The sequence below is a fragment of the Halobacteriovorax sp. RT-2-6 genome (genome assembly GCF_047085025.1).
Classification (GTDB): domain Bacteria; phylum Bdellovibrionota; class Bacteriovoracia; order Bacteriovoracales; family Bacteriovoracaceae; genus Halobacteriovorax_A.
Map to the genome: position 1 here is coordinate 1 of NZ_JBKIYH010000002.1, position 20,407 is coordinate 20,407.

Annotated in this window: 18 protein-coding genes; 5 read left to right on the forward strand and 13 right to left on the reverse strand. The window is 36.0% G+C overall.

Annotation, left to right across the window (positions count from 1 at the left end; genetic code table 11):
- Window positions 1–480 precede the first annotated feature (480 nt).
- The 7 genes from pheT to ACMAYS_RS08485 all read right to left on the reverse strand — a co-directional run bounded on the left by pheT (window position 481) and on the right by ACMAYS_RS08485 (window position 8,398).
- Entirely contained in the window at window positions 481–2,907 is a 2,427-nt protein-coding gene (gene pheT, locus ACMAYS_RS08455) for a phenylalanine--tRNA ligase subunit beta (RefSeq protein WP_412463094.1), read from the reverse strand.
- Window positions 2,908–2,927: 20 nt separating this feature from the next.
- Entirely contained in the window at window positions 2,928–3,989 is a 1,062-nt protein-coding gene (gene pheS / locus ACMAYS_RS08460; protein WP_103219012.1) for a phenylalanine--tRNA ligase subunit alpha, read from the reverse strand.
- Between the two features lie 90 nt (window positions 3,990–4,079).
- Entirely contained in the window at window positions 4,080–4,595 is a 516-nt protein-coding gene (locus ACMAYS_RS08465; protein WP_103219013.1) for a DUF4416 family protein, read from the reverse strand.
- Between the two features lies 1 nt (window position 4,596).
- The gene (locus tag ACMAYS_RS08470; RefSeq protein ID WP_103219014.1) at window positions 4,597–5,619 is read right to left on the reverse strand and encodes a bifunctional heptose 7-phosphate kinase/heptose 1-phosphate adenyltransferase; all 1,023 of its coding nucleotides are present in this window, start codon (window positions 5,617–5,619) and stop codon (window positions 4,597–4,599) included.
- Window positions 5,620–5,629: 10 nt separating this feature from the next.
- Complete coding sequence (locus ACMAYS_RS08475) at window positions 5,630–6,697, reverse strand: glycosyltransferase family 9 protein (protein WP_103219015.1); 1,068 nt, start codon at window positions 6,695–6,697, stop codon at window positions 5,630–5,632.
- Window positions 6,694–7,383 carry a (d)CMP kinase gene (cmk, locus tag ACMAYS_RS08480; RefSeq protein ID WP_103219016.1) on the reverse strand — a complete coding sequence of 230 codons (690 nt, stop codon included), beginning with the start codon at window positions 7,381–7,383 and terminating at the stop codon, window positions 6,694–6,696. The genes ACMAYS_RS08475 and cmk overlap by 4 nt, the downstream gene beginning before the upstream one ends.
- An 85-nt stretch (window positions 7,384–7,468) precedes the next feature.
- Window positions 7,469–8,398: a lytic transglycosylase domain-containing protein gene (locus ACMAYS_RS08485; RefSeq protein ID WP_158246939.1), complete on the reverse strand. Its 930-nt coding sequence runs from the start codon at window positions 8,396–8,398 to the stop codon at window positions 7,469–7,471.
- 171 nt (window positions 8,399–8,569) lie between these two features.
- Between ACMAYS_RS08485 and ACMAYS_RS08490 the strand changes: the two genes are divergently transcribed.
- Window positions 8,570–10,636 carry a thioredoxin domain-containing protein gene (locus ACMAYS_RS08490; protein WP_103219018.1) on the forward strand — a complete coding sequence of 689 codons (2,067 nt, stop codon included), beginning with the start codon at window positions 8,570–8,572 and terminating at the stop codon, window positions 10,634–10,636.
- A complete protein-coding gene (locus ACMAYS_RS08495) occupies window positions 10,629–11,567 on the forward strand; it encodes a CoA transferase (RefSeq protein ID WP_392992288.1) in 939 nt (312 codons plus the stop codon). The genes ACMAYS_RS08490 and ACMAYS_RS08495 overlap by 8 nt, the downstream gene beginning before the upstream one ends.
- Here ACMAYS_RS08495 and ACMAYS_RS08500 read toward each other — a convergent pair.
- The 3 genes from ACMAYS_RS08500 to ACMAYS_RS08510 are packed head-to-tail and all read right to left on the reverse strand — an operon-like array spanning window position 11,551 to window position 14,654.
- The gene (locus ACMAYS_RS08500; protein ID WP_103219020.1) at window positions 11,551–11,931 is read right to left on the reverse strand and encodes an MAPEG family protein; all 381 of its coding nucleotides are present in this window, start codon (window positions 11,929–11,931) and stop codon (window positions 11,551–11,553) included. The two genes, ACMAYS_RS08495 and ACMAYS_RS08500, sit on opposite strands and share 17 nt — an antisense overlap.
- A 34-nt stretch (window positions 11,932–11,965) precedes the next feature.
- Window positions 11,966–12,796, reverse strand: a complete 831-nt coding sequence (locus ACMAYS_RS08505) for a mechanosensitive ion channel family protein (RefSeq protein WP_103219021.1) — start codon at window positions 12,794–12,796, stop codon at window positions 11,966–11,968.
- Window positions 12,789–14,654, reverse strand: a complete 1,866-nt coding sequence (locus ACMAYS_RS08510) for a hypothetical protein (protein ID WP_412463095.1) — start codon at window positions 14,652–14,654, stop codon at window positions 12,789–12,791. The genes ACMAYS_RS08505 and ACMAYS_RS08510 overlap by 8 nt, the downstream gene beginning before the upstream one ends.
- A 150-nt stretch (window positions 14,655–14,804) precedes the next feature.
- Between ACMAYS_RS08510 and ACMAYS_RS08515 the strand changes: the two genes are divergently transcribed.
- A complete protein-coding gene (locus ACMAYS_RS08515) occupies window positions 14,805–15,242 on the forward strand; it encodes a GNAT family N-acetyltransferase (protein WP_392992295.1) in 438 nt (145 codons plus the stop codon).
- Here the strand turns inward: ACMAYS_RS08515 and ACMAYS_RS08520 are convergent.
- Window positions 15,239–15,634 (reverse strand): hypothetical protein, encoded by a 396-nt coding sequence (locus tag ACMAYS_RS08520; RefSeq protein WP_103219024.1) that lies wholly within the window; start codon window positions 15,632–15,634, stop codon window positions 15,239–15,241. The two genes, ACMAYS_RS08515 and ACMAYS_RS08520, sit on opposite strands and share 4 nt — an antisense overlap.
- Window positions 15,635–15,735: 101 nt before the next feature.
- Between ACMAYS_RS08520 and argS the strand changes: the two genes are divergently transcribed.
- Window positions 15,736–17,502, forward strand: coding sequence for an arginine--tRNA ligase (gene argS, locus ACMAYS_RS08525; protein ID WP_103219025.1), 1,767 nt, complete (start codon window positions 15,736–15,738; stop codon window positions 17,500–17,502).
- A gap of 5 nt (window positions 17,503–17,507) precedes the next feature.
- Here the strand turns inward: argS and ACMAYS_RS08530 are convergent, their stop codons facing one another.
- Window positions 17,508–18,110: a DUF938 domain-containing protein gene (locus ACMAYS_RS08530; protein WP_158246940.1), complete on the reverse strand. Its 603-nt coding sequence runs from the start codon at window positions 18,108–18,110 to the stop codon at window positions 17,508–17,510.
- A gap of 24 nt (window positions 18,111–18,134) precedes the next feature.
- Between ACMAYS_RS08530 and ACMAYS_RS08535 the strand changes: the two genes are divergently transcribed.
- The gene (locus ACMAYS_RS08535) at window positions 18,135–19,400 is read left to right on the forward strand and encodes a pseudouridine synthase (RefSeq protein ID WP_412463096.1); all 1,266 of its coding nucleotides are present in this window, start codon (window positions 18,135–18,137) and stop codon (window positions 19,398–19,400) included.
- Here the strand turns inward: ACMAYS_RS08535 and ACMAYS_RS08540 are convergent.
- The gene (locus ACMAYS_RS08540) at window positions 19,354–20,202 is read right to left on the reverse strand and encodes a rhomboid family intramembrane serine protease (protein WP_392992302.1); all 849 of its coding nucleotides are present in this window, start codon (window positions 20,200–20,202) and stop codon (window positions 19,354–19,356) included. The two genes, ACMAYS_RS08535 and ACMAYS_RS08540, sit on opposite strands and share 47 nt — an antisense overlap.
- Between the last annotated feature and the right edge of the window lie 205 nt (window positions 20,203–20,407).

Here is a 20,407-nt window from a genome sequence, read left to right on the forward strand (position 1 = left end):
ACTTCAATGATTCAGTTACGTCAGATCTTTCAAAAACCGTTTAAAACTTATTTTGGATTTCTTCTCATCTTGTTTGCCACCTAAGTAGCAAATCTTTATTACTTTATTTGAATGTCTAAAGAGCTGTCCGAGACTATATGTTCATGTTCAACATGTAAAGTCTTTTTTAACAATTAAAGAAAAAAATTCAATGTCGTTATTTGCAACGTTGTTTTTGTTTCGTTTGTTGTTTGGAACGAGGGGCATATTATGAAACCCGAATAACTTCGTCAATACTTTTTTTACTTTTTATTAACTTTTTTTTCATAAATTTTAATAACAATATTAAATACTTATAGATTATTAATCATACTTAATTTTAGCAGTAGGTTAAACTTCTACTAAAAACGTAACCCTCTGAAATCTCGAAAGTTAATGAAAATAAAAAAGGCCACTCTCTGAGTGGCCTTCTATCATCGGTTACTATGTAAAAAATTTAACCTATTTTTTTAGAGGAAATCCGTTTTTTTCTAACGTCTCTATTACTTTATTAGAAGCTTCAGTAATGAACTCTCCTGATAAAGTACTATTAGGATCTAAGAATTCACTTCTTACTGTTACAGACTTCTTATTATCTTGAACAAAGATATCTGCAATAGAAGTAGAAACAAGTTCTTTAATCTTAAGTTTTGAAAGACTATTTAAAATAGTACCTACTGCAACGTTAGTATCTACTTCTACAGTACAATCGAATGTTGAACCAGGAAACTTCGCTAATGGTTGATACTTAGTTTTGTCTTTCTGCTCACGTGATTCAAACGCGCTCATATTAATAAGTGCAATTGAAACATTGCCTTTAATCTTAAATTGCTTAAGAACTAGAGGATGAACAGAGAAGATTACACCATCCATCTTTCCTTGAATTCTAAAGTTATAAAATTCAAATGGATGAATACCTGCCCACTCTTCATCAATAGCATTACTCTTAAACTTAGGATTACGTTCATTTAACTGATAGTTAACATTACAGCAATCAAGTAAGCGAGTAGTATCGTTTAAAAGATCCATGAATGGAGTTGCTTCTTTATCAAAGTAAAGCGCACCAAATACACTCTCCTCTTTTACAAAGTCTTTATCATTTGCGTGATATGTACGACCTAGTTCAAAGAATTTAAATGCAGATGAATTCTTTGCGTTTTGAGAAGCGGCCTCAAGAAAAGAAGGTGCTAATGATTCGCGCATAAGAGACGCATCTTTTGAAAGAGCGTTAATTAACTCTAATCCACCCTTGTGTTCATATAGAGACTTCTTAAGAAGAGATGGCCCAATCATAGGGTATGTCATTACTTCAAATGCATTAGCATGATTCACCATAAAGTTTTTCATACGGCGGTGTAGCTTCTGAGCAGGACTTAACTTAACTGGAGCAATATCAAGCTTTGGTGAAACAGGAGCAATATTATCGAAACCAATAACACGTCCAATTTCTTCAACAAGACAAGATCCTGTTTCAATATCTTTAGTTGCACGATAACTTGGAATATGAGCAACAAAACTTTCAGCTGTTCCCTCAATATTAAAATCAAGACTATTGAAGATTCTCTTCATTTCATCAAAAGAAACTTCTTTACCAAGGGCCTTATTAATTTTAGCAGCACTTGATGGAATCGAAATGGGCTTAATCTCTAAAAGATTTGGCCCATCGTATTGCATATCACCTACGACTTTAGCTTCAGGGTTTTCTTTTAATACATACTCAAGAGTTCTTAATAGAGTTCTCTCAAGCATTAGAGAATCAAGAGTTTTTTCATATCGAGAAGAAGAGTCAGTTCTTAAACCTAGGCGAGTTGAAGTTTTTCTAACCTCTGCGGCCTTCCAGTTTGCAACTTCAATGAAAATTTTCGTTGTGTTTTCATCAACACCACTATTTAAACCACCCATAATCCCCGCAAGAACAAGAGGCTTTTCAGAGTCACCAATTACAGTATCGCCTGCAACTAATTTTCTGTTTTCTTCATCAAGAGTTGTGAACTCTGAATCTGACTTAAGAGCACTAATCACAACAGTGTCACCTTTGATCTTTTCGCGATCAAAGATATGCAGAGGAATACCAAGTTCAAGCATTACGTAATTTGAAATATCAACGATATTATTAATTGGACGAAGACCTACTGCTTGCAGTCGTCTTTTCATCCACGCAGGAGACTCTCCTACTTTAACATTATCTACGCTAAGGCCAAAGTAACCAAGACAACTTGTGCCTTCTTCTACTTTAATTTTGATAGGAGCTGCATCAGTTGAAAACTTTGCTTTTAAATTAGCTGCCCAATCGACACAGAATGGTTTTTGTAATTCATTATCAAAAATTGTCGCAAACTCGCGAGCAATTCCATAGTGACCCCAAAGATCTGGTCTATGAGTAAGAGACTTATTATCAACGTCTAATAAGATATCTTTTGTTTGATTGAAAAGAGTTAGCATATTTGTGCCAAGCTCTGGGTTATCAAACATTTTATCGAGCTCAATAATTCCGGCAGAATCTTCAGCGAAACCAAGCTCTTCTTCAGAACAAAGCATTCCTTCAGAGAGAACACCACGAATTTTTTTAGGCTCAAGTGTTAGGCCATTTGGTAGAGTGATTCCAAGTGGAGCATAAGCTGTGCGCATTCCAATTCTAACGTTTGCAGCTCCACAAACTACTTGAAACTTATCCTTTCCGTTTGTGAAAGTAACAAGATTTAACTTATCAGCTTCAGGGTGCTTTTCTTTTTCTAGAACTTCAACAACAGTGATTGCTTCGAGGTGATCACCAACAGAAAGAACGTCTTCTACTTCAGCAGTTGCTAGAGTAAATTTTGATCCAATTTCATTTGCATCTAAGTCTGGAACTTTTACGAAGTCTTTAATCCAATCGATACTAATTAACATATATTATCCTTAAAACTTTTCTAATATTCTTTAAATTGTGAGTTAAAACGTAGATCACCTGACTGAAGGTGGCGGATATCATCGATTCCGTACTTCATCATAACAAGACGATCTAAACCAAGCCCAAATGCAAAACCATTATATTCTTCAGGATCAATTCCACCTGCTCTAAGAACATTTGGATGAACCATCCCACATGGAAGAAGCTCTACCCAACCAACTTGTTTACAAACAGAACACCCTTTTCCGCTACAAACTTGGCATTTGATATCTAGTTCAAAACCTGGCTCAACGAATGGGAAGTAACCAGGACGAAGCCTTACTTCGACATCTTTCTTAAAGATCTCAGTTAGAATTTCTTTCATGAAGTAAATTAGGTTTGATACAGAAATATCTTTTCCAACCATCATCCCTTCTAATTGTTGAAATACCATCTCGTGAGAAGCATCAGTTCTTTCACAACGAAATACTGTTCCAGGAGCAATGAAGCGGAATGGTGGCTTACGAGACATCATCCCACGTACTTGAATAGTTGAAGTGTGTGTACGTAAAAGATGTTTATTGCCTTCCGGAGATTTCTCATCTCTAAACCAGAAAGTATCTTGCATATCACGAGCTGGGTGATCACCAGGAATATTTAGGGCCTCAAAATTATAAAACTCTGTTTCAACATGTGGGCCATCTAAAACCTCAAATCCCATTGATAAGAAAATATCTTCAACCTCTTGTTGCACAAGAGTTCTTGGGTGAAGTCCGCCGTGATTATTATTCTTAGACTTAACTGCGTCAGTAAAAGTAATATCGATTTTATTCTTACTTAGCTTTTCATTAATTTCAGCAAGCTCAATCTCAGATAGCTTCTTTGCAACAAGCCCTTCAATATTTTGCTTAATCTCATTGGCAACTGGCCCAATTTCTTTTCTCTGCTCAGGAGTAGCATCCTTAAGCGACTTTAAAATTTCAGATACAGCGCCCTTCTTCCCTAAGTAACTAGACTTAAGTGAAAGTACATCTGGCTGTGCACTTAGTGTTTCAAGTTCTGTTTGAAACTTCCCATAAGCTTCATTTAGCTTATCAATCATAATCCCACCTATTTTCGACGATTTGTATACGTTCAATAATAACCTTGGGAGTTTTTCATGCGGTGTGCGAAAAAGCAAGACGTGGGGTGTTTAAAGTACCAATAAAAATGAGCGAAACCAATTGAACTTTGAAATGATCTCTTGGTGCTGATAGTCGGGGTATGTCCAAGAAAGACTTTGGTAAGTTTTACCTTGAAATTGATAGGTCAATTCAGCAAAAACTCCTTCTCCTAAATAGATACGATGAGAGTAAGGCTTGCCACTCGAAAGAAGGACCTGATCCAAGCAGATGAGCCCTGGATCAATATTAAAAGTCCTAGCGCTATCCAAGAGATATTGCTTTTCAAGTGCATCACAATATTTTTTGAGTTCAACTAATTTAGTTCTCTCAATAAGCTCAGGATAGAAGAAAAAGCATCTTTTGAGATTCTGCCCCATTTCTTTGCTGTAATAGTCTTTCATTGGAAAAAAATCGTGTGTGAATAGTATTGGATCAGAGTACTGTGGCCCAAGTAAATTAATGATTTCACTTGGACCAATCTTGTCCTCTTGATAAAGAACACTGAAGAAAGCGAGGGCACGAGTGGCCGGTTTTAAATCGCTCACTCTACTTCATTTTCTCTTTTAAAACATTGTAGTAATTGCTTAACTCTTCAAGATTAACTGTAGCTGTACCAACTTTTCCGACAACCACACCCGCTCCACAGTTAGCAATCCAAGCGGCTTCCTCAAGACTTGCTCCTGCTTCAAGACAGGCAACAAGAAGAGAAATTGTTGTATCCCCTGCTCCAGAAACATCATAGACTTCGTTGGCAACAGTTGGGATCATGTGCAATTTACCATCACCAAGAGTGTCCAGCATGGCCATTCCACGAGCACCAAGAGTAATAATAATTTTTTCTAACTCCAGTTTATCAACTAGAATTTCAGCAATATCTTCAACCTGAAGCTCCCCAGCATATCCTAGTAGATTTGCCATAAGCTTTGCTTCAAGATGGTTTGGTTTAAGAAGTGAGACACCCTTATAATATAGCGGCGGAGTTGTGCGACTAGGGTCAACAGCAATTAAGCTCTTTGACTCTTTAAACTCACTAACTAAACGTGAAATTAAAGATTCAGTAAGCACTCCTTTAGAATAATCTTCAAGTATTAAAGCACCATGATTTTCTTTGAGTTCGTTAATACGACTTACTAACCTTTTTTCAACATCAGCATTAATAGGCTTCTTTGACTCATAATCAATACGACAAATTTGTTGATGATCTGTTACAATTCTTTCCTTGAAAACAGTTGGTCTTTCATCACAGCGAACAACTCCCCAAGTTGAAAGCCCCGCTTCTTCAAGAAGATCTTCTAAAACATTTGCATTAGCATCATCACCCATAACCCCACATAAAGTTGAGTTAACACCAAGAGTTTTTAAATTCTCCGAAACGTTTGCTGAAAGCCCTAGTTTTTGCCATTCTTTTTGAACTTCAAGAAGTGGAACAGGTGCTTCAGGTGAGATACGATTGACGACACCAGATGTGTATTTATCGATTCCCACGTCTCCCACAACGAGAATTGGTTTAATCGTGTTAAGATTTGTAATGATTGCATTAAAGCGTTCAGGTGAAATTAATTTTGTCATAATATTTCCGTTATTTATTTAAAATTGATTTTGCAATTTCAATTACTCTGTCTTCTTCGATCTTTGCCATACAGTCATAGTATGGACAATCCATTCCGGCACACTTGTCAGACTCCCCACAAACTACGTTTGGAGTGACCGTCTTGATCTGCGCATCCCCTTTAGGTTTCCACCTAAGTGATGATTGGCTTTTAATAGGTGAAAAAATTCCAACTAAATCAACACCAAGAACAGCGGCCATATGTGTGGCCCCAGAGTTAGGTCCTATAAAAAGTGTAGCGTGTTTTAGAATATTTAGAAAGTTAACAATGCCACGTCTTTTGCCATTAAAGTAATAGATATTCTGATCATCATAATCTCTAAGCTCTTCCCTAACAGGATTTACGTAGCGTAGATCTGAAGGAATATGAGAAATGATAAAATTAAAACGATTAGGATAAATACCATTTATACGCTTTATGAAAGTAGCAATATTCTTGGCCGGCCATGACAAATTATCATTAGAAACTCCAGGATGAACAAAGACCATTTCTTTTTCTGGATCAAGACCTTCTCCCTTAATTAACTCTTTAAATGAATTAAAATCATTCTCATTAACAGTAAAGTTGAACTCAGGGATGAATTCTCGATGTTCTATATTAGTAAAATTATCAAGATCACGAAGTAGCTCTATATTATAGAAAGTTTCATGCCCTTCCACTTCAGAGCGAATTTGTCGAACTCCACGATTTAAAGTGAAATTGGCCTGCCACTTGGCAAGGTGTCCGCCACGAAAAGGAACTTTCTTTAGCCAGGCCACAAAGTTTGGTGTTTGTGATCCACCTGCATAGAGATAGACATCTGGCTTAAACTCATTAAAAACCTGAAGTGCTTTTTTTACTTTAAATGGGTATGACCTCTTCTTATCAAGAACGTAAACTTTGTCGATATAAGGGTGGTCTTTATAGAGAATGACAGAAGTTGGAGATGTGATTATAGCAACAGTCGCATTCGGATCCATTTCTTTTATGGCCTGGGCCATTGGCATCGTTAAGATATTTTGACCAATGGCATCTGTGCGACTGATTAAATATTTCACAACGCTATACCAACCTCTTTAGCGCGAATTTGTACGTTTTCTTTTAGAGTCGAAATAACCTTATCAATGGCCATCTCACTAGTATCAACAAGAGTAGCATCATCCGCTTTTACAAGTGGAGCAACTTCTCTACCCATGTCTTTATCATCACGCTTTTTCACATCACGCTTTAGTTGTTCAAGATCAATATCGTGCTGACCTTTCTCAATTAATTGGTCAAATCTTCTTTGAGCACGAATATCGATTGAAGCAGTAACAAAGAACTTAATGAATGCATTTGGAAAAACAACTGATCCAATATCACGCCCTTCCATAACACATACTTTTTCATCTGCAATATAGCGTTGAAAATCTAAAAGCATTGTCCTTACAACAGGAATTTGAGAAATGATTGAAGCAAGTTTTGAAACATGGTGCTCTCTAATTTTTTGAGATAAATCAACACCATCCACTTTTACAAGTGCATCAGCTTGTCCGTATTCAAGTTTAATATCTTTTAAGAATGATTCTACCGCACCATGATTATGAAGATCGACTCCCTTCTCATTTGCAGCAAAGGCTAAAGCGCGAAACATAGCTCCAGTGTCGATATATAGAATACCTAACTCCTTGGCCAACAACTTAGCTACTGTTGATTTTCCGCTCCCACTTGGGCCATCAATTGCAATAACTGATGAATATGTCATACAACTTCCTTATTCATGTAATTTATAAGGAACGAATATAGCAATTTTTAATAGCTATTTGAAGTTGAAAAGATGACTCAATGAATTACGAGTTTTTCGCTAAGCGTGATTTAGAAATTTCTTTCTTAGCAATTTTTTCATCAGAACTAGGAACAAGATCCATCCCTAAGTAGTAATCAAGATCGAATTGGTGGTTATTCTTATGAAGAATTGACTCAACGCCAAGTGAACGTGAACGTTTATTTAAAGTCTCAACAGCGGCCAGAAGTTTTTTATAATTCTTCTTCACCTTGTCATAATAAACATTCTTTGTTCCAACTGGACGATTAAAACGCAGACGCTGCCTCACAAAGCCTGGCCCCATATTATAAGCAACCGTCGCATAGCGATAAAGACCAAATCTCTTATAAAGACGACTAAGATAATAGACACCTAATTCCATATTTACGTGAGGAACACGAAGAATCTCAATAATATCTTCTTGATTGAGGGATCTCTTTAAAAGCTTATGCAGAAAAACCCCTGTTTTAGGCATGATCTGCATTAGGCCTTGGGCCTTCACATAACTTTGTGCAGTTGGATTGAAATGACTTTCAGTCCAAGCAATAGAGATAACCCATAATGGATCAAGTTGTCTTTGTTCAGCAAAATGTAGAAGTGAAGAAATATACTTCTCTGCTCTTACGTTTATTGGATGCTCCATATGAGCAATCAAAGTATCCTCAAGCGTCTTTTTATCAATTGATGAAAGAAAGCCTAGATGCAAGCTTTTAAAGAATGGATTCGTTTCTTTAAAGTTATAACTATTATAAGGAGTGAAATTTTGATTTTTTGAATTAATTGATGAAAGGATACCAAGATCGCGGAAGTTTGTGCTTGTCGGTGTCCATAAAAAGTCGAAAGAAAGCACGACTGCAAAGGCACAAAGTCCTAGCGTGAACCATGATTTTGTATTCGTACAAAAAGTACTAAAATGTTCAAGATGCGAGCTATATCGCTCACTCGGTGCTTTCATATGAAGGTCTTTTACCGCTATTGAACCTACTCGTCTAGTTAAAATAAAATTATAATGCAGAGCGCAAGAAATAATTTCAAAAACATTCATTTAATTACAGGATTTTGGGAGGTTATCCTTTAATTTTTAAATATTTCACGCATAATAGATATATAAATTTGAGGAGTAAGAATGACAGATATTGGATTTAACCGATTAAAAGATGAATCATCAACATACCTAAAACAACACAAAGACAATCCAGTTCACTGGTTCCCATGGGGTCCGGAGGCTCTTGCACGTGCAACTGAAGAAAATAAACCGATCTTTCTATCAATTGGATACAGCTCTTGTCACTGGTGTCACGTAATGGCCGAAGAATCATTTTGTGATGAAGAAACAGCAAAGTATCTCAATGAAAACTTTATCAATATCAAAGTTGATAGAGAGGAGCACCCAGATATTGATAATTACTATCAGCAAGCCTGCCAATTATTCACTAATGGTGGTGGCTGGCCTCTTAGTGCCTTCCTACTTCCAAACCTAAGGCCATTTTTTGTTGGAACGTATTTTCCAAAAGAGGCCAAAGCTAAAGCAACTCCATTTATGGAAGTTTTAACTGAACTAGTGAGAGCATATAAAGAAGATAATGCTACCGTTACTGAAAATGCGAACAAAGCATTTGATGCAATTGAGAAAGGCTTTATCTCACCAGAAAATGTTGACTTCCAGGGACACTTTCCACATCCAAACTCAGTTCTTGATGTTCTAGACAAATTCAAAGATCAGGAAAACGGTGGCTTTGGTGAAGCACCTAAGTTTCCACAATTAGCTTTCTATGAGTGGGCCATCGAACAAATGCTTGAAGGTGTTGTAAAAAAAGAACATGGTGAACACATTATTAAGTCAATTGAAAGAATGTTAATGGGTGGTGTTTACGATCAAGTACGTGGTGGACTACACCGTTACAGTACAGATAATAAGTGGACTGTGCCACACTTTGAGAAAATGCTTTATGATCAAGCTGGTCTCCTAAAGCTTCTTGCAAAGACAAGTATGCTCTACCCATCACCTTTAGTATTTGATGGAATTTTTAATACACTTGAATACCTAAAAACAGAAATGCTTAATGAAGAAGAAAACTTTTTCTTCTCTGCTCAAGATGCAGATAGTGAAGGTGTTGAAGGTCTATACTTCACATATACTGAGCAAGAGTTTGAAGATGCTCTAGGGCGCTTTGATACTGAAGATGAGTCATTAACAAAGAATCTAGACAAGCTAAAAGAATGGTTTGGAGTTACACAAAAAGGTAATTTTGATTCTGGGCTTAATGTTCTTACGATTAATCATGATAAGGCGAAAGATATTTTCACAACTGAGTCTTGGGAGCTCATTAGAAATGCTAAAAAAGCACTTCTTAATGAAAGAAAGCTTCGTATTCCACCAATGACTGATAATAAAGGGATAGCAAGTTGGAATTTCCACATGATCACTGCCCTATCAGATGTTATGCAATACACTCAGGTTCCAGCAATTAGAAATGCAGCTAGTATGTTATTTAACCGTGTTGTCGAAGGAACATATAAGAAGTTTCTAGAGACGACTCCAAATGGAATGCGTCTTCGTCACACAACAACTCGTCCAGTTGGTGCATCTCTTCTTGAAGACTATGTTCTTTTTGCAGAAGCACAACTTAGAATATACGAGCTAAGTGGAAACCCTGTCTTTAAAGCAAACCTAAAAGACACGTTAGGCTTTATCTTAAAAGAATTCTTAGTGGACGGCCGTCTTAAAACACGTGCTCTAAGAGACAACGATGCGGAACTTTATCCAAATCAAAACTACACAAGCTTTGACCAGTCATTCAAGTCACCTGTTTCAACTCTTATTAAATTAGTAAGACGTGCAAGTGTTTTATTTGGTGACATTGATATGCTTGAAGAAATCAAGCCTCTAATGGAAAACACGACTCAAGATGTTCTAAAAAATCCTGCGGGATCTGGTGAAGGTCTAAGAGCACTCAGCTATCCAGCAAATGCTTACAAAGTGATCAAGTGCCCAAAAGAGTGGCTTCAAAACCAAGAGTTCGCTGGCTTTATTTGCTACTTCCTTCCAAGGTTTGTTTTTGACTTCCAAGAAGACAAGGGACAAAGATGGGAAATCTGTGGTGCAAATGAATGCGAAATGACTGGAGAAGGTTTAGATAATTTCATTGAGACTTTAAAACCAAATCACGTACAGGGCGAAGTTAATGAGTAACACTCAAGGAAAGCCACTTGCCGGAAAAACAATTATAGATTTTTCACATCGACTACCAGGGCCTTTAGCAGGAAAACTTCTTGCGGGCCTTGGTGCAAATGTCATTAAAATTGAAGATTCAAAGTTTAAAGACCCATTCATATATGGACTATTCGCTGAAATGGATAACTCATTTCCAAAATGGTACGAAGAATTAAATGAGTGTAAAACAGTCAAACGCTTCGATTTTAAAAGTGAAGAAGATATTAAAGAGATTCAAAAGTTAGTATTTGAAGCAGATGGAATTATTATGGGAATTCCTGGCAAGATTCAAGATAAGCTTGGAATTTCGATTAAAACAATCGAAAATACTGTTAAGAACTCTTATGGAATTGTTATCCCAAAGGCATCAAAAGAGCATATGAATCATATGCACGATTTAAATGCTCTAGCAATGACGGGACTTCTAAGTCTACACCTAAGAAATATCAATTCAATTGAAGATGTGGCCCCTCCATTCTTGCCACTAGCAGGTATTAATTTTGGTCAGAAAATGGCCTTTGATCTACTAGGAGCAATGTTTAAGGCACAAGAGACTAAAGATGTTCAAATCATTGAGTCTTATCTATATGAATCAACTCAAGAAGTTTTTGATGCTTTCTGGCCAAAATCAATTCGAGAAACTGATCATAAGTTCTTACACAACGGACTTTACCCTTGTTACAATATCTATCAAACAAGTGACCGTGAATTTGTCGTCATGGCATGTGTTGAAGAAAAATTTTGGCAATCTTTTAAAGAAGCATTTAAGTTTGATTCAACAGATGATGAAAGATTTGAAACAAGTGGAGAAATCCATAAGAGGCTAAAAGATCTCTTCTATTCAATGACTGCCCAGGATGTTCGCAACACCCTAGGCGATCTTGATATTTGTATTAACGTAATAAAATAATACTGATACCGATTAAAGCAATAAGAATAACGCTGGTACCGAAAAAACGATAAAATGAAGTACCAGCACTTTTTGTAAGTCCAATAAAGTGAGATACTCTTGAGATAATAAGTGCTGAAAGAAGTACATGAATTCCTGTCATAGAGATCATCTGTTTTTCGATAGCAAAATAAGTTAATAAAAGAATAAAAGGAATATACTCCGAGAAGTTTCCATGAATTCTGATGGCCTTGTTCATATCAGACACCTTTCCATGTCCTAGACCTACACGATGTTTCCAGCGATTACGTATTACATTTAGTGTAACACCGACATAAAGCAATCCTAGAACACCACAATAGCGAAAAAAGATTTCCATTTCCATATCAACTCCTTATCTTTGGCAGAATTAGTCTAAATTATGACTCAGAAAGCAGTTGATCGGCAAGCTCCTCTTCTCTTAATGCCTCATAAAATCTCTTTGTAATATCTGTAACAAAAGCCTTCTCATAAACTGTTTCAAGCACGTAGGCCTTAACCGTGGCCTTCACTCCAATACCGTGCTCAAATTTTTCCGTCGACACTATAACTTTTAAAGGCTTCTTTAAATAAGCGTAACGAGAAGTTGATGTAACTTCTTCCAGTAGTGATATCATACGTGAAATATCGCAATTATTTTTAAAATAAAAATAGCTACAAACCAGCATATCTCGTTGTCCCGAATTAGCTGAAGCGACATTTTCACTAAGAAATAAATTATTGGGAATTGTTACTGTCGAATCATCAAGAGTTTGAATACGTACAGAACGTAGTCCGATTTGGATGATATCACCATAGTTATCGCGAAATTGGATTCGATCCCCTACCTGAAATGGCTTATCAAAAATTAAAATAATACCGGCAATAATAGAAGAAATAAGGTCTTTGAGTGAAAAGCCAATAGCCACTGCACCTGACCCAATAAATGCATAAATCATTTCTTGGCTTGGGTTTAGGGTTACGTAAAGTAACCAAAAAGTACCAAAGATATAAATCATGTGAGTGATGATTGTATTTAATTGAAGTATTGATAAGCGATAAAACGGAATCTTAATTGCTAAATACTGTAGGGACCAAGAGACGATTCTTACAATAATGAAAAGAGTTAGAAAACCCATGACAAGACTTAGAATCATTTCAGGATTAACAGAATCAAAAATACTGGCCATTTTTTGCGTTTTAGCAATTGTATCAGTTACTGTTTCATTCATAGATAAAATTCCTCTTGCGTAAGATTGTTTTGATGTCCACTAACCAATCTTTTCTAATGTGAAAGTAATCCCCATCCTTACTTAGGATTCCCTTCCCAAAGCCTGTTTTGAGAGCATAGGTAACAACTTTTTCACTAAGGTCTGTTGTCGCCACAATCTCAGAAAAGCTAAGGTGCTCATGAGATAGGATGCTTGAAAAAACAAATAGTGATTCATCAGTCAAGATTTCAACTTCATGAATTGGACGACGTTGTGGGAGGTGCAGCTCAATTGTTTTGTCATTTACGTGAGAAATCGACTTAAGCCACGTGTTAACTGCTGCCTGAGGATTTCCACCAGTTTGTTTTGCTAAGATTCTAAAGTAAATATCCTGAGCATTTTCAATTGATCTTTCTGCTCCAAAGTGCGACATAATTTCAAAAAGCTCTTCGTTAAATCTGATCTCAAGACCTGTTGGTTCATGTCTTTTTAAAATCAACTGCATAAGCTCTTCTTTACTCCATGGCCTTATATGGATGGTATCTGAAGACAATTCATACTTATTATAAATATGCTTAATTAAATTTAGTGAATTACTATTCCACACAGTAAACCAAAAGACATTTTTAGAAGAACTATTAATGACTTTAAAAAAGGCGTCAAATGCCTTAAAACCATTAAATTTCGATAAAAAGAGATTATGTGCATTTTTAATGATAACGAACTTTTTTTCTTCTTCATCACCATTACCAACAAAGTTTTCAAGTCTTTTTAAAAGAACAGATTCTTCAACAATTTTTTCATTAATATCCAATTTGAAAGATGTTACTGAAGAATATCGTTTTAAGATTTTATCCAAGACATGATTCTTTCCACTTCCCGACTCTCCAGAAAATGCCAAATGATATGAACTACTTGTTCCATTAAGCCAACTATCAATACGCTCATAGGCCATCACAGCAGGATCTGGCTTTCTGACAATTTCGGTATCACTTTCTCTTTTAAATATATCAAGATAGGTGTCAGGTACTTCATACTCTGTGAAGACCTCATCTCTTAGACTTTCTAGATGCTGTTCTAAAATGCCTGAAAGTAAGTTCTTTGACCACTCCTTGTCGTTATTTGCCAAGAAGAACATTAAGTAAAATGAATATAGAAGTGTGTAGATGTATAAGAAAACTGGCAAGATATATCTAATGACAAGATTAGAAATATGCTTTTGAGTGAGTAACATTGAAGGCGGTACAATTTTAGGTAGAATCAATTGCGCATAGTTCTCATAGCGAAGTAGGATCGCTGTATAAATAACAAAGAATAGAATCGTGATAATATTGTGACCAAGAAAGCCGGAAAATAAATTATATAAGAGAATATAGAAGAAAGTTGTTATTGTAATAATATAGCGAAGTTTCTTGCTGTCCTTAACAAAATCCTTATTTACTCTCTTAAAATAAACTTGAAAATTAAAACGTAAGAAACTGTGAAAGTAACCGATATTAATATAGAGTACGTAGAGAACAAGTATATTTCTGAAGACGTGTAAAAAAAGTTGAAAGTCCTCTCGTTGAAACTTCAAAAGATAAAGATTAAAAACATCAAGAGCGCTAAAGGCGAATAGATAGTAAAGATTAAAGTCAAAGAAACGAAAGACAAACTTTCTGGCCTGTATCTGATTCTCACTTCTCTTTAACAGATATGTTCTTGCTAAAAAGAACATAACTCGAGCGATTATTATTATCGCTAGAAAGATAAAAAAAGAGCGCATTGGCCACGCTAATATGAACTCATCAATATGAGCAATAAGCTTAGAAAACTCTTGATTTAGAAAATGGAAGAAATCGGCCACGGCCTTTTGGATTTTTATTATACTAAACTTCATATATCTATTATAAAGATAACGTAACTATTTCCCATAATTATTGTTGTCACAATAGTAAAAAAAACTAAATTCTAAAGTTTAATACTCAATTAATAAGCTTATATTTCTTTATTGTGACAAAATTTCATTTATTTGGTATAAATTCCCTCTATGATTGTAAAAAGAATCCATTTGAAAGATACATATAAAATTCGACGCTCAGTTCTAGGTATAGATGGCAATGAATCTAGTTATAAATTTGTTGCTGATGACGAGTCCGATACTTTTCACTTAGGTGCTTTCGTCGAAAATAATCTCGTATCTGTGGCATCTTTTTATTTTAATCCAAACCCAAAGTTTAATATTGATAATCAATATCAATTACAAGGTATGGCAACACTTGAAAGTTATCGAAAACAAGGATTTTCAAGAGAGCTACTTAATGTCGCCTTCCCAATTATTAAGCAAAACTTTTGTAACCTTATTTGGTGCAATGCTCGTATCGAAGCAAGAGCTTTCTACGAAAAGCTAGGTTTTGAAAGCTTTGAAGACGAATTTGAAATTGAGGGAATCGGACGACATATCCTAATGTATCGTGAGATTAATTAATTTTTACAATAAGAATCAATACGCGACTTAAGCATAAGCTCAGACTGAATCTTGAAGCATTCCCTTTGGCCTTTAGTCTTTTGTATAAACATACATTTCATATCTTTACGACGCTCACAATTTTGCATGGAAAGATCATTCACACAGGCGTAGTGCCTACGATCCTTACCACAAAGATAGATAAGATTTGAACCTTTAAAAAGTCCATCACCAATACTGGACTCCGTATTGTATTTACGAAAGTCTTCTGCTTCTTTTCGCTCTTTTAGCTGCTTTTTTTGAAATTCTTCAATTGGAGTCATACCATCGTCGGCAATAGTGTCTCCAATTGGCGCTACTACGATTAACACTGAGCTAAATATAATCATTAGAAGTCTAGTAGAAATGAACATATGAAATTACTTTTCCTAAACAATTAGTAAATTATTTATTATAATATGATGATAACATACTTATACTAAACTGCAGCGCAGCAAATTACGGTGATTAATTAATGGAAACGAATACAATTTTAACAAAGCTTACTGATATCCTTGAAAATGCATTCTCGACTGCTTACCCAGATGCACAGTTTGAAAGAGCAGATATTTATGCCTCAATTGGACAGGCGCCAAATATTGAGATGGCCCACTACGCTTTTCCAGTATTTCGTTTCGCCAAAGCTCTTAAGCAAGGGCCACCACAAATCGCTGCTGCAATCTTAGAACAAATTGATCTTGAAGCAAACGCTTCGATTATAAAAGACCTTAAAGCACAAGGCCCATACCTAAACTTTACACTTACAGCTGATGCATACTTTGCAAATCTAGTCAGTGAAATTCGCTCAGGTGAGTTCTTCAAAAAAGAGCTAACTAAAGGCGAAGGTAAAACAATGATTGAGTACTCGCAGCCAAATACTCACAAAGAGCTTCACGTTGGTCATATGAGAAATCTATGTCTTGGAAATGCTCTTGTAAGAATTAAACAGTATTGTAGCGTTGATGTTCATCCAGTGACTTATCCTGGAGACTCTGGAACTCACGTTGCAAAATGTCTATGGTACTTAAAATATCATAACCAAGACACAATTCCTGAAACGAATAAGGGAGAATGGCTTGGCCGTATTTACACTCTAGCAAATACAAAGCTAGAAGATGAGCTTGGCTCAGATAAAGAAGACGATAACCGCGCAAAGCTTACAGAAATCCTAAAACAACTTCATGCTGAAGAAGGTGAATTCTTCGATCTTTGGAAAGAGACTCGTCAGTGGTCGATTGATCTAATGAAGAAGACATATGCTTGGGCAGATGTTGAGTTTGATCGCTGGTTCTTTGAATCTGAAATGGACGCTCCATCACTAAAGATCTGTAACGAATACTATGAGAAAGGTCTATTCGTAAAAGATGATGGTGCTATTGGAATGGATCTAAGTGAAGATAAGCTAGGTTTTTGTATTCTAATCAAGTCTGATGGAACAGGACTTTATTCAACAAAAGACGTGGCCCTTGCAATTAAGAAATTTGAAGAATACGGTGTAAAAAATAATATCTACATCGTTGACTCTCGCCAAGCCTTTCACTTCAAACAAGTATTTAAAGTTCTTGAGCATATAGGATTTGAACAGGCAAAAGACTGCTATCACCTTCCATATGAAATGGTGGAGCTAACAGATGGTGCCATGAGTTCTCGTAAAGGAAATATTGTTGCCCTTACTGATCTAATAAACAATATGGAAGCTAAGATCAAAGAAGATTACTTAAATAAGTATGCTGGAGAATGGAGCCAATCAGAGATTGATGAAACAGCGACTAAGATTGCAAACGGTGCGATCAAGTACGGAATGATCAAAATTGATAACAATCGTAAAATCGTTTTTGATATGAATGAGTGGTTAAAGCTTGATGGTGATACTGGCCCATATCTTCAATACGTTTATGCTCGAATTAACTCACTTCTATCAAAGCAAGGATTCGAAAAGGCACAAGCGCTTGAACTTTCAAATGCATCTTCAATTGTTGAAACGAAGGAATTTGAACTTTTACAAAAACTTTCACTATTTAATGATGTTGCTACAAAAGCACATGAGCAGAATAAGACAAGTTTACTTACGACTTACCTATTTGAGCTTGGAAAGTTATTTAATAGCTTCTACGCAGCTTGCCCAATTGCTTCGAGCGAAGAGTCTCTTAAAAAAGCAAGACTTGAGCTGGCGTATGCAACAAGTGAAATTATTAAAACGGGCCTTGGTATCCTAGGAATCCAAGTACCAGAGAGAATGTAATCTTATTACTTCGTAAAAACTAGTAACTGATTATTAGCTGGCATTGCAATATCTTCTTTTAGGAAGACACCTTTCTTTAAGAAGTTATTGCAAACATCTTCAAAATTTCTAATTCCACTCTGAGAATCTCTCTCTTTTAAGTAAGTATCAAATTGTTCATTTGAAGGACTAGTGAAATTTCCATGGTACTTAAATGGGCCGTAAATAAACAAAGTACTATTCTCATCCATTGCTTGGGCCAAATCCTTAATAAAGGTCTTTGCGGCCTTCCAAGGCATAATATGTAAAGTATTTGCTGTGTAATAGAATTTCTTACCTGCTTCAAGTTTATTAAAACCGGCTTCATAAGTCAGAGGACCTTTGAGATTCTTTAAGTTCTTACTGTAATGCTCTAGGCACTTTTTAAGGACATTCTGGTTTTCTCTAATTTCTGATGTAATAAAATCAATTTGAGAAAAGCTCTTTGCAAAGTGAGCGCTATGCTGACAAGTTAGAGAGCCAATTTCTAGGAATTCTCCACTTTCACAACTCTCTAGATAAGGTTTAATCACCTCTAGAATGGGGCCTTTATTTCTTTCACATGCTTCAGAATTTGGTAAATCGTTCATGTTAAACATGATACAATACTTTCAGTGAAAAAAAGAATTAAAATTCGTCTATCGGCCAATGATATCATCTTCGAGGATGGTAATTATATTGCCTTATTTAAAAAGGCCGGCTGGCCTGTGCATAAAACTCTCGATCGTTTTAGAGACAATTGTACAGATGCATTAGCAAGTTTTTTGAAGAATCGAGCAGATGGAAAAGACCAGTATCTCGTTTTGGCCCACAGACTTGATGTGGAAACGTCGGGAATTCTTTTATTTGCAAAGAATAAAGAAGCGAATAAGTATCTACAAGAACTCTTTAGTTCACACGATCCAAATAAGATAACGAAGAGCTACCTAGCAATATGTAGCGGAGAACTTTCTGAGCAAGAAGGAAGAATTGAGAACTTCTTAAAAGCTAATCGTGTCGGACATATTGAAAAGATGGCCGTGGTAAATTCAGGTGGAAAAAAGGCCATTACTGACTACAAGGTAATCGATACAAATAAGCAGTATTCACTTTTAGAATTTACAATTCTAACAGGTCGAAAGCACCAAATTCGCGCTCATGCAAAACATATGGGCCATCCGATTTATGGTGATCCAATTTATTCAAATTCAAAAGACCAAAGTGGACAAAGACTATGTGCCTATAAGCTTCGATTTTTTGATAAATTTTCAAATGAAGAAATTAACTTAAAAGTAGAAGCTCCATTTTCACTTGAGAATTTTAAAGAGCTTTCTAGTAATGGAGACAACCAGTATATCATCTTCAATAAGCCCTACGATGTTCTTTGCCAATTTGGAAAAGATCATCGAGATCAGTTAAGCCTTATCGATTATAAACTACCTAAGGAAGTCTATCCTGTCGGACGACTTGATAAAGATAGTGAAGGTCTACTTATTCTAACAAATGATGGAAAGTATAAGAACCAAATGGCAAATGCTGATAGCAAGGTTGAAAAAACCTATATTGTTCAAGTCGATGGCGATATTACGACAGAGGCAATTGAAAAGCTTAAACGTGGTGTTGTTATTAAAGGAAATTACAAGACAAAGCCTGCCAAAGTAAAAAAACTTGCGGATTTTAAAATTGAAGAGCGAGTACCTCCAGTGCGAGTAAGAAAGTCGATTCCAACATCTTGGATTGAAGTACGCATCTCAGAGGGACGTAACCGACAAATTCGCAGAATGTGTGCGGCCGTAGACTTTCCTACGCTTAGACTTATTCGAGTTGCTATTGGTGACGTAAAGCTTGGAAAACTTAAGGTTGGGGAATTCTCTTATTTCGATCCATCAAAGCAAAAATAACACCTAAAATTGCACCACTTACCAGTCCACCACCATGGGCCCAGTTGGCCATCTTAAAATTAAAGACATCAAAGAAGCCTAAGAAAAGCCATCCTACCATAAGTACAATATCTGAAGTTGGAAGCTTAAACTTGAAATTTGGATTCAGTCTTGAGTAAGGCCATAAAAATCCCAATAGGCCGTAAACTACACCAGAGAGCCCGCCGAACATCCCCGGCGACATTATTGCTTGTAAAATATTTGAAGTAATTGCGGTAAATAGTAATAGTAAGACAAGAAAGACACTTCCCTTAGTTACTTCGATAAGCTTACCAAGCTCTTTCCACCAAAGCATATTAAAGAAGATGTGGATATAGCCAAAATGAATAAAGGCCGGAGAAAGTAGACGCCAATATTCTCCACGATTGATATCTGCAAAAGCATCAACCTTTGAAGTTGAAAAGAGAAAGAGATAGTAAAGGTTTTCATTTTTAAAGATCCAACCAAAAATAAAAACAATTACACATAAGGCCAATATAATAATTGTCGCAGGCCCCATACTTAAAGACTGAACGTACTGCCAATTCTCGTCGACTTTAGACGGCTTTGCCCCACCAATGTAGACACGATAAACGTCACGGGCCTGTTGCAATTGATTAATATCCACAACAAATAAGTGATAGAAATCGTTCTCGTATTCTTTTGTGATATGAATCCCCTCACGCAGAAGTTGTGCTTCAATCAGAGATGTGATCGACTCATCACGTAAAGAGCCAATATATTTAAGTCGTTTTAAGTTAATTTCAGTATCATGTTCACTCATGAAATCATTTTCCTACAAAGCTTGATAAAAGTCGATCTTACATAAATATTATGGATTAGAGGTGTGATTCCACCTATATATTTGATAAGATGGACTTAAATAAGTTGTTTTTTGACTTATTTTACGTTATTTAAATGGCATAACGTAAATTATTAATAAAAGGCGATACCTAAGGTATTTAACTCGTCACAATATAGGTGTGAAA

Bases quoted from the DNA above. Each gene is read 5' to 3' on its own strand.
- pheS (WP_103219012.1), bottom strand. From the start codon at position 3,989: ATGATTGATAAGCTAAATGAAGCTTATGGGAAGTTTCAAACAGAACTT.
- ACMAYS_RS08490 (WP_103219018.1), top strand. From the start codon at position 8,570: ATGACAGATATTGGATTTAACCGATTAAAAGATGAATCATCAACATAC.
- ACMAYS_RS08470 (WP_103219014.1), bottom strand. From the start codon at position 5,619: ATGACAAAATTAATTTCACCTGAACGCTTTAATGCAATCATTACAAAT.
- ACMAYS_RS08485 (WP_158246939.1), bottom strand. From the start codon at position 8,398: ATGAAAGCACCGAGTGAGCGATATAGCTCGCATCTTGAACATTTTAGT.
- ACMAYS_RS08540 (WP_392992302.1), bottom strand. From the start codon at position 20,202: ATGAGTGAACATGATACTGAAATTAACTTAAAACGACTTAAATATATT.
- ACMAYS_RS08510 (WP_412463095.1), bottom strand. From the start codon at position 14,654: ATGAAGTTTAGTATAATAAAAATCCAAAAGGCCGTGGCCGATTTCTTC.
- ACMAYS_RS08515 (WP_392992295.1), top strand. From the start codon at position 14,805: ATGATTGTAAAAAGAATCCATTTGAAAGATACATATAAAATTCGACGC.
- ACMAYS_RS08520 (WP_103219024.1), bottom strand. From the start codon at position 15,634: ATGTTCATTTCTACTAGACTTCTAATGATTATATTTAGCTCAGTGTTA.
- cmk (WP_103219016.1), bottom strand. From the start codon at position 7,383: ATGACATATTCATCAGTTATTGCAATTGATGGCCCAAGTGGGAGCGGA.
- ACMAYS_RS08505 (WP_103219021.1), bottom strand. From the start codon at position 12,796: ATGAATGAAACAGTAACTGATACAATTGCTAAAACGCAAAAAATGGCC.
- pheT (WP_412463094.1), bottom strand. From the start codon at position 2,907: ATGTTAATTAGTATCGATTGGATTAAAGACTTCGTAAAAGTTCCAGAC.
- ACMAYS_RS08500 (WP_103219020.1), bottom strand. From the start codon at position 11,931: ATGGAAATGGAAATCTTTTTTCGCTATTGTGGTGTTCTAGGATTGCTT.
- argS (WP_103219025.1), top strand. From the start codon at position 15,736: ATGGAAACGAATACAATTTTAACAAAGCTTACTGATATCCTTGAAAAT.
- ACMAYS_RS08495 (WP_392992288.1), top strand. From the start codon at position 10,629: ATGAGTAACACTCAAGGAAAGCCACTTGCCGGAAAAACAATTATAGAT.
- ACMAYS_RS08530 (WP_158246940.1), bottom strand. From the start codon at position 18,110: ATGAACGATTTACCAAATTCTGAAGCATGTGAAAGAAATAAAGGCCCC.